13 protein-coding genes and 1 pseudogene are annotated in these 14,542 nt (G+C 75.6%); 13 read left to right on the forward strand and 1 reads right to left on the reverse strand.

Features of this window, described 5'->3' with window-relative positions; all coding sequences use genetic code 11:
• Positions 1-34 precede the first annotated feature (34 nt).
• The 12 genes and pseudogenes from ACFYML_RS06910 (at position 35) to ACFYML_RS06965 (ending at position 12,858) form a co-directional block, all read left to right on the forward strand.
• Complete coding sequence (locus ACFYML_RS06910; RefSeq protein ID WP_387419677.1) at positions 35-1,687, forward strand: carbamoyltransferase; 1,653 nt, start codon at positions 35-37, stop codon at positions 1,685-1,687.
• Complete coding sequence (locus ACFYML_RS06915) at positions 1,684-2,715, forward strand: glycosyltransferase family 2 protein (RefSeq protein WP_387419678.1); 1,032 nt, start codon at positions 1,684-1,686, stop codon at positions 2,713-2,715. The genes ACFYML_RS06910 and ACFYML_RS06915 overlap by 4 nt, the downstream gene beginning before the upstream one ends.
• Entirely contained in the window at positions 2,712-4,358 is a 1,647-nt protein-coding gene (locus tag ACFYML_RS06920; RefSeq protein WP_387419679.1) for an HAD-IIIA family hydrolase, read from the forward strand. Before ACFYML_RS06915 ends, ACFYML_RS06920 begins: the two co-directional genes overlap by 4 nt.
• A gap of 46 nt (positions 4,359-4,404) precedes the next feature.
• Entirely contained in the window at positions 4,405-5,379 is a 975-nt protein-coding gene (locus ACFYML_RS06925) for a glycosyltransferase (protein ID WP_387419680.1), read from the forward strand.
• On the forward strand, positions 5,364-6,581 hold the full coding sequence (locus ACFYML_RS06930; RefSeq protein ID WP_387419681.1) for a glycosyltransferase: 1,218 nt from the start codon (positions 5,364-5,366) through the stop codon (positions 6,579-6,581). The genes ACFYML_RS06925 and ACFYML_RS06930 overlap by 16 nt, the downstream gene beginning before the upstream one ends.
• Entirely contained in the window at positions 6,581-7,393 is an 813-nt protein-coding gene (locus ACFYML_RS06935) for an SIS domain-containing protein (RefSeq protein WP_387419682.1), read from the forward strand. Before ACFYML_RS06930 ends, ACFYML_RS06935 begins: the two co-directional genes overlap by 1 nt.
• Entirely contained in the window at positions 7,390-8,808 is a 1,419-nt protein-coding gene (locus ACFYML_RS06940) for a PfkB family carbohydrate kinase (protein ID WP_387419683.1), read from the forward strand. The genes ACFYML_RS06935 and ACFYML_RS06940 overlap by 4 nt, the downstream gene beginning before the upstream one ends.
• Positions 8,805-9,521 carry an SDR family oxidoreductase gene (locus tag ACFYML_RS06945; RefSeq protein ID WP_387419684.1) on the forward strand — a complete coding sequence of 239 codons (717 nt, stop codon included), beginning with the start codon at positions 8,805-8,807 and terminating at the stop codon, positions 9,519-9,521. The genes ACFYML_RS06940 and ACFYML_RS06945 overlap by 4 nt, the downstream gene beginning before the upstream one ends.
• Positions 9,518-10,429 (forward strand): annotated as a pseudogene (locus tag ACFYML_RS06950) (glycosyltransferase family 9 protein); the annotation flags it as partial. The gene ACFYML_RS06945 and the pseudogene ACFYML_RS06950, both read left to right, overlap by 4 nt.
• A 133-nt stretch (positions 10,430-10,562) precedes the next feature.
• Positions 10,563-11,420: an alpha/beta fold hydrolase gene (locus ACFYML_RS06955; RefSeq protein WP_387419685.1), complete on the forward strand. Its 858-nt coding sequence runs from the start codon at positions 10,563-10,565 to the stop codon at positions 11,418-11,420.
• 108 nt (positions 11,421-11,528) lie between these two features.
• On the forward strand, positions 11,529-12,338 hold the full coding sequence (locus ACFYML_RS06960; protein WP_387277417.1) for a hypothetical protein: 810 nt from the start codon (positions 11,529-11,531) through the stop codon (positions 12,336-12,338).
• 127 nt (positions 12,339-12,465) lie between these two features.
• Positions 12,466-12,858 (forward strand): hypothetical protein, encoded by a 393-nt coding sequence (locus tag ACFYML_RS06965; RefSeq protein WP_387277415.1) that lies wholly within the window; start codon positions 12,466-12,468, stop codon positions 12,856-12,858.
• A gap of 93 nt (positions 12,859-12,951) precedes the next feature.
• On the opposite strand, the gene ACFYML_RS06970 is transcribed toward ACFYML_RS06965, so the two are convergent.
• Positions 12,952-13,854, reverse strand: a complete 903-nt coding sequence (locus tag ACFYML_RS06970) for a DUF72 domain-containing protein (RefSeq protein WP_387419686.1) — start codon at positions 13,852-13,854, stop codon at positions 12,952-12,954.
• 120 nt (positions 13,855-13,974) lie between these two features.
• Here ACFYML_RS06970 and ACFYML_RS06975 point away from each other — a divergent pair, with 120 nt between their 5' ends.
• On the forward strand, positions 13,975-14,481 hold the full coding sequence (locus tag ACFYML_RS06975) for a DinB family protein (protein ID WP_387419688.1): 507 nt from the start codon (positions 13,975-13,977) through the stop codon (positions 14,479-14,481).
• Positions 14,482-14,542: the final 61 nt, after the last annotated feature.

Genomic DNA, 14,542 nt, shown 5'->3' on the forward strand with positions numbered 1-14,542 from the left:
GTTAGGCGGGGTCCGCGGGGGTAGGGACTGCCTCATGCGCGTCCTCGGAATCAACGCGATCTTCCACGACCCCGCAGCTGCCCTCGTGGTCGACGGCAGGGTGGTGGCCGCCGCCGAAGAGGAGCGGTTCAGCCGCCGCAAGCACGGCAAGCGCCCGGTGCCCTTCGCCGCCTGGGAGCTGCCCGAGCTGTCCGCCGCCTGGTGTCTGGCCAGCGCCGGGATCGACGTCGACAGCCTCGACGCGGTCGCGTACTCCTTCGACCCCGGACTCTGCCGGGACGCGGCCGAGTTGGGCCTCGACGACCCGTGGGACTGGCTGCGGGTCGACTACGCCAAGCGGGCCCCCCAGTTCCTCGCCGCCGCCCTGCCCGGGCTCGACCCGGAGAAGGTGCGGTTCGTGCCGCACCACGTGGCGCACGCCGCCTCCGCCGGGCTGGCCGCCCCGCCGGCCGGCGACGACACCGCGGTGCTGGTGCTCGACGGGCGCGGCGAGGTGGCCAGTCACCTGGCCGGCGTCTACCGCGACGGACGGCTGTCATCCCTGTACGCGCAGCAACTTCCGCACTCGCTCGGCCTGCTGTACGAGGACCTGACCCGGCACCTCGGCTTCCTGCACTCCAGCGACGAGTACAAGGTGATGGCGCTCGCCTCGTACGGCCGGCCGACGCATCTGGGCATGCTCCGTGAGCTGGTCCGGGTCACCGACGACGGCGGGTTCCACGTCGAGCGGATCGACTGGGCCGGCCTGGCCAAGGCGCGCACCGCCGACGGCGAGATGACCGACGACCACGCCGACCTCGCCGCCAGCGTGCAGGCCCGGCTGGAGGAGGTCGTCCTCGACCTGTCCCGCTGGCTGTACGACACCACCGGCAGCGCCGGCACCCTGGCCCTGGCCGGCGGGGTGGCGCTGAACTGCGTGGCCAACGCCCGGCTCGCCGCCGAGGGGCCGTTCCGGGACGTCTGGGTGCAGCCGGCGGCCGGGGATGCGGGCACCGCGCTGGGCGCGGCCCTGCACGTGGCCGGCGAGCTGGGCGACCGGTCCACCCCGATGGCCGGGGTGGACCTGGGCCGCGGCTGGTCGGACGAGGAACTGGAGGCCGAGCTGCGGCGGGCGGCGCTGCCGTACCGCCGGCCGGCGTCGATCGCCGCGGAGGCGGCCGGGGTGCTCGCCGACAACGGCATCGTCGCCTGGTACCAGGGGCGCAGCGAGTACGGCCCGCGGGCGCTGGGCCACCGGTCGCTGCTCGCCCACCCCGGCGACCCGGACACCACTCGCCGGATGAACGACGTCAAGGGCCGGGAACAGTTCCGGCCGATCGCCCCGATGGTCCGCGCGGAACGCTTCGCGGAGCTCTTCGAGGGCGTCTACCCCAGCCCGTACATGCTCTTCGTGCACCGGGTGAAGGCGCAGTGGCGGGACCGCATCCCGGCGGTCACCCACGTCGACGGCACCGCCCGGGTGCAGACCGTGCACGCCGACACCGAGCCACTGGTGGCCGAGCTGCTGGCCGAGTTCGAGCGGCGCACCGGGCTGCCGGTGGTGGTCAACACCTCGCTGAACACCGCCGGGCGGCCGATGGTGGACACCCCGCGGGAGGCGATGGAGCTGTTCGGCTCCGCGCCGGTGGACCTGCTCGCCCTCGGTCCGTTCGCGGTGCACCGCCGGGCGCTGGGCGGTGGCCGGTGATCAGCGTGGTGGTGCCGACGCTCGGCCGGCCCAGCCTGGCCGTGCTGCTGGACACCCTCGCCGGTCAGCTCGGCGACCTGCCCGGGGCCGACCTGCTCCTGGTCGACGACCGGCGCGACGAGACCGGGGAACTGGCCGTGCCGGGGGCGCTGGCGGCGTACACGAAGGTGCTGACCGGTCGTGGCGCGGGCCCGGCGGCGGCCCGCAACCTGGGCTGGCGCGCCGCGCGCGGCGAGTGGGTGGTCTTCCTGGACGACGACGTGGTGCCGGCACCGGACTGGGCCCGGCGGCTGCGCGCCGACCTCGCGCTGCCCGGCCGGATCGGCGGGGTGCAGGGCATGGTGACCGTGCCGCTGCCGGCGGACCGCCGCCCCACCGACTGGGAACGCGCCACCGCGGGCCTGGCCGAGGGCAGGTGGATCACCGCGGACATGGCCTACCGCCGGGCCGCCCTCGCGGCCGTCGGCGGGTTCGACGAGCGCTTCCCCCGGGCCTACCGGGAGGACGCCGAACTGGCCCACCGGGTCCGGCTGGCCGGCTGGGACCTGGTCCGCGGCCAGCGCCGGGTCACCCATCCGGTACGCCCCGAGGGCCGCTGGGTGAGCCTGCGCACGCAGCGCGGCAACGCCGACGACGCGCTGCTGCGCCGGTTGTACGGCCCGAACTGGCGGACCGCGCTCGACCTGCCCCCGGGCCGGCGGCCCGGGCACGTCGCGGTCGCCACGGCCGGCGCGGTCGGGCTGTCCGCCACCGTGCTGCGCGCCGTGGCCCGTCCCGGCACCCGGCGGCGCGGCCTCGGAGCGGCCGCCCTCGTCGCCGGGCTGGCCTGGGCAGCCGGCACCGCCGACTTCGCCCGGGTCCGCATCGCGCCCGGCCCGCGCACCCGCGACGAGGTCGTCACCATGCTGGCGACCAGCGCGCTCATCCCGCCACTCGCGGTCGTCCACTGGGTACGCGGCTGGTGGCACGCCCGCTCGCAGCCCGCCGGGGCGGTCGTCACGGCGGACGGACCCGAGGCGGGGCGATGACATTCCCTTCGCTTGCCCCGGACAACTGGGCGGCCGAGACGCCGCCCGGTCCTGCCCTGTTCGACGCGGTGCTGCTGGATCGGGACGGCACGCTCGTCGAGGACGTGCCCTACAACGGTGACCCGGAGAAGGTCCGCCCGGTGCCCGGTGCGCGGGAGGCGCTGGACCGGTTGCGCGCGGCCGGGCTGCGTCTGGCCGTGGTCAGCAATCAGTCCGGCCTGGCCCGGGGCTGTTTCACCGCTGAGGACCTGCGCCGGGTCAACGCCCGGGTGGAGGAACTGCTCGGCCCCTTCGACGACTGGCAGATCTGCCCGCACGACGACACCGACGGCTGCGGCTGCCGCAAGCCGGCGCCGGGTCTGGTGCACGCCGCCGCCCGGGCGCTCGGCACCACGCCGACCCGGTGCGTGCTGGTCGGCGACATCGGCCGGGACATCACGGCCGCGCTCGCCGCCGGGGCGACCGGCATCCTGGTCCCCACCCCGGTCACCCGCCTGGAGGAGGTCGCCGAGGCGCCGACCGTGGCCCGGGACCTGCCCGCCGCGGTGGACGAGATCCTGCGCCGGATGCGGGCGGTCCGGCCGGTCGCGCCCCCCGCCGGGCGGGCCGGGACGGTCCTCGTGGTGCGCAGCGACGCGGCCGGGGACGTGCTGGTCACCGGCCCCGGCATCCGCGCCGTCGCGGCCGGCGCCGACCGCGTCGTCCTGCTCTGCGGCCCACGCGGCCGGGCAGCCGCCGACCTGCTACCCGGCATCGACGAAATCATCGAATGGCCACTGCCCTGGATCGACGGCGACCCCCAACCCGTCGACCCCCAGGACATGCACCACCTCACCACCCGCCTCACCACCACCCACGCCGACGAAGCAATCATCTTCACCTCCTTCCACCAGTCCCCCCTACCCCTCGCCCTGCTCCTGCGCATCGCCGGCATACCCCGCATCAGCGCCATCAGCGACGACTACCCCGGCACCCTGCTCGACATCCGCCACCACGTCCCCACCGGCATACCCGAACCCGAACGAGCCCTCTCCCTCGCCGCCGCCGCCGGATACACCCTCCCCACCGACGACGAACCGGGACTACGGCTGCGGGACGACCTGGAGCCACCGACCGGGACGGAAACCAAGCCGGATCGCCCGGTCCCCGCACGGACCGACGACTACGTGGTGGTGCACCCCGGCTCGTCGGTGCCGGCCCGGGCCTGCCCGGCGGACCGCTGGGCCGAGATCGTGGCCGCCCTGGTCGCCGACGGGCGCCAGGTCGTCGTCACCGGCGGGCCGGACGAGCGGGACCTGACCGCGCGGGTCGCCGCCGCCGGCGGCGTGGACCTCGGCGGGTCGACGGACCTCACCGGGCTCGTCCGGATCATCGCCGGCGCCCGCTGCCTGGTGGTCGGCAACACCGGGCCGGCCCACCTCGCCGCCGCCGTGGGCACCCCGGTGGTCAGCCTCTTCGCTCCCACCGTCCCGTTCGGACAGTGGGGACCGTACCGGGTGCCGACCGTCCGGCTCGGCGACGCCAGGGCGGCCTGCCGGGACACCCGCGCGGCCGTCTGCCCGGTCGCCGGGCACCCCTGTCTGGCCGGCATCGACCCGGCCGAGGTGGTTGCCGCCGTGCGGCTCCTCGACCCGCCCGACTGACCGCCCCGTCCGCCGCGCCCCGACCAGCCCGATCGTGAGGAGAGGCATGAACGTTCTGCTGTGGCACGTACACGGCTCCTGGACGACGTCGTTCGTCCGCGGACGGCACCGCTACCTGGTGCCGGTCACCCCCGATCGGGGTCCGTACGGCCTCGGGCGGGCGCGGACGTACGCCTGGCCGGCGAACGCCGTCGAGGTGACCCCGCAGGAACTGGGGCGGACCGACGTCGACCTGGTCGTCCTGCAACGGCCCGAGGAGCTGGAGCTGGCCGAGCAGTGGCTGGGCCGCCGCCCCGGCCGCGACCTGCCCGCGATCTACGTCGAGCACAACACCCCCAAGGGCGACGTGCCGAACACCCGCCACCCGATGGCCGACCGGGACGACCTGACCATCGCCCACGTCACCCACTTCAACGAGCTGTTCTGGGACAACGGCAACACCCGCACCACAGTCATCGAACACGGAGTGCTCCCACCGGCCGTCGAATGGACCGGCGAGCTGAACCGCCTGGCCGTGGTCATCAACGAACCGGTACGCCGCTGGCGCGTCACCGGCACCGACCTGCTCCCCCGCTTCGCCGAGATCGCCCCGCTGGACGTCTACGGCATGGGCGTAACCGGACTGGCCCACCACCTCGCACGACCACCCGACCGGCTCACCAGCCACGACGACGTGCCACAACACGCCATGCACACCGAACTCGCCCGACGACGGGCATACCTGCACCTGTGCCGGTGGACATCCCTCGGACTGAGCCTGATCGAGGCGATGACCATGGGCATGCCCGTGATCGCACTCGCCACCACCGAGGCGGTGGACGCCGTGCCGCCCGACGCGGGAGTGCTCTCCACCCGGCTGGACACGCTGGTCGAGGCGGCCCGCTGGCTCGCCGAGGACCGCGACGCGGCGTACCGGCTCGGGGCGCGGGCGCGCGAGGTGACGAAGGAACGCTTCGGGCTCGACCGGTTCCTCGCCGACTGGAACCGGCTGATGGAGGAGGAAACATGCGCATCGCGATGATCTCGGAGCACGCCAGCCCGCTCGCCGTCCTCGGCGAGGAGGACGCCGGCGGCCAGAACACCCACGTGGCGGAACTCGCGGCCGCGCTGGCCGGCGAGGGACACGACGTCCGCGTCTACACCCGCCGCGACTCCCCCACCCTGCCCGACGCTGTGTCCACCCCGGACGGCTACCACGTCTGCCACGTGCCGGCCGGGCCGCCACGGCGGGTCCCGAAGGACGAACTGCTGCCGTACATGGGCGAGTTCGGCAGCTGGCTGGCCGACACCTGGCGGCGCGACGGCTGGACCCCGGAGGTGGCCCACGCACACTTCTGGATGAGCGGACTGGCCACCGTGCACGCGGGCCGACGGACCGGGGTGCCGACCGTGCTCACGTACCACGCGCTCGGCACCGTGAAGCGCCGCCACCAGGGCGCCCGGGACACCAGCCCACCAGGACGGATCGGCTACGAACGGGCGCTCGGGCGGGCCGTCGACCGGGTCGTCGTGCAGTGCAGCGACGAGGTGGCCGAGCTGGTCCGGATGGGCGTACCCCGGTCCCGGATGGCGCTGGTCCCCTCCGGCGTCAACCAGCGCGTGTTCCACCCTGACGGCCCGGCCGCGCCGCGCGACCCGGCCAGGCCCCGCATCCTCACGGCCGGCCGGCTGGTGGAACGCAAGGGTTTCCTGGACGTGGTCCGGGCGCTGCCGGCGGTGCCGGACGCCGAGTGCGTCGTGGTCGGCGGCCCGCCGGCCGAGCTGCTGCCCGCCGACGCCTTCGCCCGGCGGCTGCGGGCGCTCGCCGAGTCCTGCGGGGTCGCCGACCGGGTCCGGCTGGTCGGCGGGGTGCCCCGGGAGGAGATGGCCGGCTGGTACCGCTCGGCCGACGTGCTGGTGGCCACCCCCTGGTACGAGCCGTTCGGGCTCACCCCGCTGGAGGGGATGGCCTGCGGCGTACCGGTGATCGGCAGCAACGTCGGCGGCATCGCCGACACCGTCGTCGACGGGCTCACCGGCGACCTTGTGCCGCCGCGCGACCCTCGCGCGCTGGCCACCGCGATCCGCCGGCTGCTCGCCGACAAGGTACGCCGCTTCGCGTACGCCACGGCGGCGCTGGACCGGATCCGCAGCCGGTACTCGTGGAAGCGCTGCGCCGAACAACTCAGCGCGGTCTACGCCACGGTGACCACGGTCGCCCGTCCCGCCCGGGCGGTGGCCTGATGAGCCGGGGCGACATGATCGACGCGCACCTGTCCGGGCTGGCGGCGGCGCTGCTGCCGTTCCGGCGGGAGGCCGAGCGGCTCGCCGACTGGGGCACGGAGCTGGCCTGGACGCTCGCCCGGGGCGGGCGGTTGCTGGTGGCGGGCAACGGGGGCAGCGCCGCGGAGGCCCAACACCTCACCGCCGAACTCGTCGGCAAACTCCGCGACGACCGGGAACCCCTGTCCGCCATCGCCCTGCACGCCGAAACCTCCGCCCTCACCGCCATCGGCAACGACTACGGCTACAACGAGGTCTTCGCCCGCCAGGTCCGCGCCCACGGCCGAACCGACGACATCCTCCTGCTCCTGACCACCAGCGGCACCAGCACCAACCTGCTCACCGCCGCCCACGCCGCACGCGAGACCGGACTGCGCTGCTGGGCCTTCACCGGCCCGACACCCAACCCACTCGCCAACGCCTGCCACGAAGTCCTCGCCGTCCCGTCACCGGACAGCCAGGTGGTGCAGGAGCTGCACCTGGTCGCCACCCACGTGCTCTGCGAGTACGTCGACCAGGCCCTCCCCTTGATCCGGCAGCTGCCCACGACGACCGTGACCGCGCCCCGGGGCACCAGCATCGCCGGGTGGGCACCACCGCTCGTCCCGGTCCTCGGCGACGGGCACACCGCCAACGGACACACCGCCAACGGACACAGCGCCAACGGGCAGAGCGCCAACGGACACCGCGGCACCGGCCACAGCGTCGACGGCCACGGACGGAACGGGCACCACCGCAACGGGTCCACCGGCACCGGTTGGGTGGAGCGGTGAGCGGGCCGCTCGTCGTGGTCGGCGACGCCCTGCTGGACCGGGACGTGACGGGCACGGTGAACCGGGTCTGCCCGGACGCCCCCGTACCGGTGTTGGACGAGCGCACCGCCGTGGACCGGCCCGGCGGGGCCGGCCTGGCCGCGCTGCTCGCCGCCGCCCAGGACACCGAGGTCGCGCTGGTAACCGCGCTCGCCGACGACGCCGGTGCGGCCCGCCTGGCCGAGTTGTTGGCCGAAGCGGGGGTGGGGGTCTATCCGATGCACCTGCCCGGCGCGACCGCCGAGAAGATCCGGCTGCGGGCGGGCGGACAGACGCTGCTCCGGCTGGACCGGGGCGGCGGCCCGCAGCCTCCCGGCGAGCCGCCGGAGGCGGTGCTGGAGGTGCTGTCCCAGGCCCGGGCCATCCTGGTCAGCGACTACGGTCGCGGCCTGGTCCGGCAGCCGGCGCTGCGCGCCGCGCTCGCCGAGGCGTCCGCCCCGGTGGTGTGGGACCCGCACCCGCGCGGCCCGGCCGCCGTAGCCGGGGCCCGGCTGGCCACGCCGAACCTCGCCGAGCTGCGGCAGCTCACCGGCGACGCGGGGGCCGGTTCGGCGCTGTCCACCGCGACTCGGGCCGGGCACGAGCTGCGGCGCCGCTGGCGGGTTGGCGCGGTCGCGGTGACCATGGGTCCGGACGGCGCGGCGCTCTGCCACGCCGGCAGCACCCCGCTGGTCGTGCCGCCACCGTCCATTCCGGACCGGGTCGAGGACACCTGCGGCGCTGGCGACCGGTTCGCCGCCACCGCCGCCCTGGCGCTCGGCGACGGCGCGCTGGTCTCCGAGGCGGTCGGCGCGGCGGTGGCCGCCGCGTCGGCGTACGTGGCGGCGGGCGGGGCGGCCGGCCTGCACCGCGAGCCGGCGCAGCCCCCGGCACCCGCCGCCGCCCGCACCGCCGAGGAGCTGGTGGCTGCGGTACGCGCCGACGGCGGCACCGTCGTCGCCACTGGCGGCTGCTTCGACATCCTGCACGCCGGGCACGTCGCCACCCTCCAGGCGGCCCGCCGTCTCGGCGACTGCCTGGTGGTCTGCCTCAACTCCGACCGCAGCGTACGCGGGCTGAAGGGGCCGGAGCGCCCGGTCAACCCGGAAGCGGACCGGGTCCGGCTGCTGGCCGCCCTGGACTGTGTCGACGGCGTGCTGGTGTTCGACGAGCCCACCCCGCACCGGGTGCTGGCCCGGCTGCGGCCCGACGTCTGGGTCAAGGGCGGTGACTACGCCGGGGAAGACGGCGGGCCGGAGCTGCCCGAGGCGGACCTGGTCCACCGCTGGGGCGGCCGGGTCGTCACCGTCCCCTACCTGGCCGGCCGATCCACCACCGGCACCATCTCCGCCGCGCGCCAGCGCGGCCTTCACCTCGTCAAGGGAGCGGCAGTATGAGCGAGCGTCAGCGGAGTGCTGGCAGGGACATCAACGGCAGGACCGTCCTCGTGACCGGCGGGTCGAGCGGCCTGGGCGCGGCGGTGGTGACCGCGGTCGCCAAGGCCGGCGGGCGGCCGTACGTGCTGGACCGGCAGGCGCCGGCCGACGGGGTGCCCTGGGTCGACTGCGACCTCGCCGACACCCGCGCCGCGGAGGCGGCCACCCGCCAGCTCGCCGAGCAGGCCGGCGGGCTCGACGGCGTGGTGACCGCCGCCGGCGTGGACGTGCCGGGGCGGCTGGCCGACGTGCCGGGCGACACCTGGGACCGGATCGTGGCGATCAACCTGCTCGGCACCGCCGCGGTGGTCCGGGCGGCCGTGCCGTACCTGGAATGCGGGCACGGCACGGTGGTCACCGTGGCGTCCACGCTGGGCGTCAAGGCGGTCAGCGACGCCACCGCGTACTGCGCGGCGAAGTTCGGGGTGGTCGGCTTCACCCGGGCGCTCGCCGCCGAGCTGGCCGGGACGATCGGCGTGACGCTGCTGATCCCCGGTGGCATGCGAACGGCGTTCTTCGACGACCGGGACGAGAAGTACCGGCCCGGCCCGGACGCGATCCTCAACGACCCGGCCGACACCGCGGAGGCGGTGCTGTTCGCCCTCGCCCAGCCGCCGGGCTGCGCAGTACGCGAGCTGGTGGTCTGCGCCGAGCAGGAGTCCTCGTACCCGTGATCCTCGTGCTCCGCGCGCTCGGCGTCGGCGACCTCGCCACCGGGGTGCCGGCGCTGCGCGCGCTGCGCGCCGCGTACCCCGGTGATGAGCTGGCGCTGGTCGCGCCGCGCTGGCTGGCGCCGCTGGTCGAGCTGGTCGGCGGGGTGGACCGGCTGGTCGAGGCGGACGGGCTGGGCCACCTGGGGTGGTCCGGACCGACGGCTGCGCTCGCGGTGAACCTGCACGGCCGGGGCCCCCAGTCGCACCGGATGCTGGCCGAGGTCAGGCCCGGCCGGCTGCTCGCCTTCGCCAACGCCGAGGCCGGGCACCACGACGGTCCACCGTGGCGGGCCGACGAGCACGAGGTGGACCGGTGGTGCCGGCTGCTGGCCTGGTACGGCATCCCGGCTGACCGGACGGACCTGGCGCTGCGCCGCCCCGGACCTGGTGCGCGGCCCAGCGGGCTCAGCATCGTCCACCCCGGGGCGAAGGCCGCCGAGCGGCGCTGGCCACCGGCGCGCTTCGCGGCGGTGGCCCGGGAGCTGACCGCGCGCGGCCACCGGGTGGTGGTGACCGGCAGCCCGGGTGAGCGGGGCATCGCCGAGGAGGTGGCCCGCGGCGCCGCGCTGCCGCCGGCGGCGGTGCTGGCCGGGCGGACCGGCCTCGGCGAGCTGGCCGCCCTGGTGGCCCACGCCCGGCTGGTGCTCGCCGGCGACACCGGCATCGGCCACCTGGCCACCGCCTACGGCACCCCGTCGGTGCTGCTCTTCGGCCCGGTTTCGCCCGCGCTCTGGGGCCCGCCGCCGGACCGGCCGTGGCATCAGGCGCTCTGGGCGGGGCCACGGCCGCCCGGGGACGGGCTCCACCCGGCGCTGGCCGAGCTTGCGGTGCCCGCGGTGCTGGCGGCCGTCGACCGGGTCGAACGGGCCTTTCCCGGCGCGGTGGGGCGGCTCGTCCCGGCCGCCTGGGACGGGACGGACCGGCCCGCGCCGCCCGGACCGGCGGCCCGGTGCGGCACCCCTGCGGCTACCTGCCGGTAGCTTGCCGCCGTACCCTGAGCCGGTGAGCGGGGAGTACACGCAGGAGTTCGTCGACGTCGACGGGGCGCGGATCGGCGTCCAGGTCTACCCGGAGCCGGACGGGCCGCCCGGCGCGCCGGTGGTGGTGCTCTGGCCGGCGATGGGGGTGCGGGCCCGCTACTACCGGCCCTTCGCCGCCGCGCTGCGCGACGCCGGGCTCGCCGTCGTCGTGGTCGACCTGCGGGGCACCGGCGAGAGCACCCCGGCTCCCGCGCGCACCTGCCGCTACGGCTACCCCGAACTGGCCGTTGACGTCGGCGCCGTGCTCGACGCGCTCAAGCCCCGGCTGGACGGCCGTACCCGGCTGCTGCTCGGGCACTCCCTCGGCGGCCAGGTCGCGCTGCTGCACCAGGCCCTGCACGACGCGGACGCGGTGGACGGGCTGGCCCTGGTGGCGGTCGGCCTGCCGTGGTGGCGCGGATACCCGGGGCTGCGCGGCTGGGGGGTGCTGCCGTACACCCAGGGGATCGCGGCGGTGGCCCGGCTGCTCGGCGTGTGGCCGGGCTGGGGGTTCGGCGGCCGGCAGGCCCGCGGGGTGATCCGGGACTGGGCGTACACCGCCCGGACCGGCCGGTTCCCGGTGCTCGACGGGGTCGACGCCGAGGCGGCGGTACGCCGGGTGCGTACGCCGGTCCTCGCGGTGAGCGTGGACGACGACCAGTACACCCCGCACGAGACCCTGGACCACCTCTGCGGCAAGCTCACCGCCGCGCCGGTGACCCGGCACCGCTACACGGTGGCCGAGGCCGGCGGCCCGCTGGACCATTTCACCTGGGTACGCGCGGCGATCCCGCTGGCCGCCCGGGTCGCCGCGTTCGCCGCCACCCTGCCGCGCCGCTGACCGGGTGGCCGGGCGGCACGCCGGGTCGGCCGGACGGGAGTGATCGGGGGCGTAGCTGGTTGGAACGTGGGTATGCCGCACCGCCCGAACACGGCGGAGGGGGATCAGATGTCCGAACGGCACACCGCGTTGCGGTCGATGCACGATCTGGGCCTGGCGGCATGGTTCGGCGGCTCGCTGATGGGCGCGCTCGGCGTCAACGCGGCGGCGGCTCGGGTCGACGACTCGACGCAGCGGCTGCCGGTGGCCTCGGCGGGCTGGGCGCGCTGGACCCCGGTCAACGCGGCGGCGATCGGTGCCCACCTGGCCGGCGCGGTCGGCGAAATGGTCACCGAGAGCCCACGGATGGCGGTGCAGTCCGGGGTGGGGAAGATCAGCGCGGTGAAGACCGCGCTGACCGTGGGCGCGCTGGCGGTCACCGGCTACAGCCGGATGCTCGGCAAGAAGCTGGAGCGGGCGGGCGGGCCGCCCGTCGAGGGGATCACCGAGCCGAGCTATCAGACCCCGGCGAGCGTGGCCTCCTGCCAGCGGCAGATGAAGCTGCTCCAGTGGGCGGTGCCGGCGCTGACCGGCGCGCTGGTGGTGGTGACCGCATACATGAGCGAGCAACAGAAGCCGGGCCAGGTGCTCCGGGGCATGCTCGGCCGGGCCGGCGGGGTGATCACCCGGCCGAGGATGGCCGGCAAGGTCATCGCGATGGGCGGGCCGAAGATCGGCAAGGCAGTCGGGATGACTGCTCCGAAGATCGGCAAGATCGCCGGCCTGAGGGTCGCCGCGATGGGTGCTCCGAAGATCGGGAAGGTCGTCGGCAAGGGCGCGCCGAAGATCGGCAAGGTCGCCCTGGGCTCGCCGAGGACGATCGCCAAGGTCGCCGCGATGGGCGCGGCCACGCGGCACCTGGTCACGGCCGGCCGTTGACCCGCTGAGCGGCCGGCGGCGCACAACGACGTGCGCCGCCGGCCGCTCGCGGACGCCGATCCGGCATGACCGGGCGGGTGGCGGGCATTCAGCGCGGGCACGGGAACCCAGCCAGGGTGAGGTGGCGATGAGCAGCAAGAAACGACCGAGGACGGGCGAGGGGCGGGGGCCCGAGGCGAGCAAGCCGTGGGGCACCACTGACGGTTTCGACGCCGACCCGCCCTGGGGCGCGGGCCAGGACTCGCCGATGGACGAGGGTAGCGAGGAGCCCGCGGTCCCGGAGGGCCGGCGGGGTGAGCGCCGGGCGCGCGGGGCGGCGGCGGGCGGGCCGGCGGCCGGGCGGCACGGCTTCGGGTCGGTGGAGCCGACCCGCACCGCTGAGGCCGGACCGGGCGCGCCGCCGGATCCGGCGCCGTCCGCCCGGACGTTTCCCGACGACAGCGCCGAGGGCGACCTGCCGGACAACGCGCTGGAGGAGGCCACCGGCATGCACCCGGAGGGCGTCCGGCGGCGCGGCTGACCCGGTACGGGAGTGGCGGCGAGGACACCGACGCGCGCCGCCCCCGCTGGCGACCCGACGCACGGACCGAGCCGGACCCCGCTCGGCCCGGGGTCAGGATCCCGCGCCGGCCCGCTCCCGGACGGCCTCGACGCCGAGCAGTTCGGCGAGCCGGGCGGCGTCCCGTTGGGCCTGGTCGCCGCAGCAGTTGTTCATCAGGACGTGCAGCTCGGCGCACTGGTCGGCCAGTTCACGCAGCAGCTCGGACCAGTGCCGCAGTTCCTGCTCGCCGTAGGCGTAGCGGAACCTGTCCTGCCGGTCGCCGCTCTCCCAGGCCGTGCTGTGCCCGTGGAACCGGACCACCGCGAGGTCGGCGGTGGTGATCAGGATCGGCGGCACCGAGGAGACGTGGCCCTGCGGCATGTCCACGCAGACGTACCCGAGCCCCTGCTCGCGCAGGAAGGTCACGGTGTCCACCACCGCTTCCTCGCTGAACCACGAGGAGTGCCGCAGCTCGACGCAGACCGGCCAGGGCCGGCACCGCCGGGCCGTCTCCCGGATCCGCCGTTTGGCGGCGTCCCCGCGGGCCAGCCAGGGCGGGAACTGCAGCAGCACGGCGCCGAGCCGGTCGGCCGCCGCGAGCGGCGCCAGCGCCGCGTGGAACCGGTCCCAGAGTTCGTCGTACGCCCCGGCGGGCAGATCCCGCCAGCGGATCAGGCTCGGCCCGCCGGCCGGCCGCAGCTCGCGGGGCAGCGCCGCGACCGGGGTGTGGTGGCCGGTGAAGAGGCGGAACGCCTTGACGTCGAAGGTGAACCCCGGCGGGGTGGCGGCCGCCCAGCCCGCCGCCGTCTCCGGCAGCGGGATCGCGTAGTACGACGTGTCCGCCTCGACCAGCCCGAACCGCTCGGCGTAGAAGCCGAGGCGGCCCGCGGGGGTGTTGACCGCGCGGGGATACCAGCCGGAGCGCACCAGCAACTGGTCGGCCCAGGATGATGTGCCCACCTTGATGACACCCATGTCATTCAGTGCACCGCCAACCGGACGAATCGGCAACCGGGACGGTCCCGTGTGGAAGCCGGAAACCTGTCGGTGGGCCGTCGTACGGTGTCCGCGGTCATCAAGCGAAAGGCGGACAACATGAGCGTCTCCGACCAGGTCCTCACCGGTGAGCGGGCGGATCTGCTCGCCAGCCTGCGCCTGCACCGCGGGTTCCTCCGGCAGACCGTGCAGGGCATGACCGACGAGCAGGCGGCCCGGCGCAGCACGGTGAGCGAGCTCTGCCTCGGCGGGCTGATCAAGCACGTGGCGGGCGTCGAGAAGCGGTGGATGCGGTTCGCCGTGGGCGGGGCCGAGGCGATGGAGAGCGAGCCGGTCGACTGGGTCGGGCAGTTCCGGATGACGGAGGGCGAGACCCTGGCCGGGTTGCTCGCCGAGTTCGACCGGGTGGCCGCCGAGACCGACGCCCTGGTCGCCACCGTCGACCTGGACCAGGCGCACCCACTGCCGGTGGCGCCGTGGTTCGAGCCGGGGGCGAGCTGGTCGGTGCGCCGGGTGCTGCTGCACCTGATCGCCGAGACCGCGCAGCACGCCGGCCACGCGGACATCATCCGCGAGGCGATCGACGGGGCGAAGACGATGGGGTGACCACCGACGCAGGTGAGCGGTCTCACGTCCGGTTCGGGTTACCGGCGGGGGTTTCGATGTG

Origin of the sequence: Micromonospora sp. NPDC007230 (assembly GCF_042869115.1) — a bacterium.
Taxonomy (GTDB): domain Bacteria; phylum Actinomycetota; class Actinomycetes; order Mycobacteriales; family Micromonosporaceae; genus Micromonospora.

Excerpts from the sequence above, each read along its gene's own strand:
- ACFYML_RS06910 (WP_387419677.1), top strand. The coding sequence starts at position 35 with ATGCGCGTCCTCGGAATCAACGCGATCTTCCACGACCCCGCAGCTGCC.
- ACFYML_RS06920 (WP_387419679.1), top strand. The coding sequence starts at position 2,712 with ATGACATTCCCTTCGCTTGCCCCGGACAACTGGGCGGCCGAGACGCCG.
- ACFYML_RS06925 (WP_387419680.1), top strand. The coding sequence starts at position 4,405 with ATGAACGTTCTGCTGTGGCACGTACACGGCTCCTGGACGACGTCGTTC.
- ACFYML_RS06930 (WP_387419681.1), top strand. The coding sequence starts at position 5,364 with ATGCGCATCGCGATGATCTCGGAGCACGCCAGCCCGCTCGCCGTCCTC.
- ACFYML_RS06935 (WP_387419682.1), top strand. The coding sequence starts at position 6,581 with ATGAGCCGGGGCGACATGATCGACGCGCACCTGTCCGGGCTGGCGGCG.
- ACFYML_RS06945 (WP_387419684.1), top strand. The coding sequence starts at position 8,805 with ATGAGCGAGCGTCAGCGGAGTGCTGGCAGGGACATCAACGGCAGGACC.
- ACFYML_RS06960 (WP_387277417.1), top strand. The coding sequence starts at position 11,529 with ATGTCCGAACGGCACACCGCGTTGCGGTCGATGCACGATCTGGGCCTG.
- ACFYML_RS06965 (WP_387277415.1), top strand. The coding sequence starts at position 12,466 with ATGAGCAGCAAGAAACGACCGAGGACGGGCGAGGGGCGGGGGCCCGAG.
- ACFYML_RS06970 (WP_387419686.1), bottom strand. The coding sequence starts at position 13,854 with ATGGGTGTCATCAAGGTGGGCACATCATCCTGGGCCGACCAGTTGCTG.
- ACFYML_RS06975 (WP_387419688.1), top strand. The coding sequence starts at position 13,975 with ATGAGCGTCTCCGACCAGGTCCTCACCGGTGAGCGGGCGGATCTGCTC.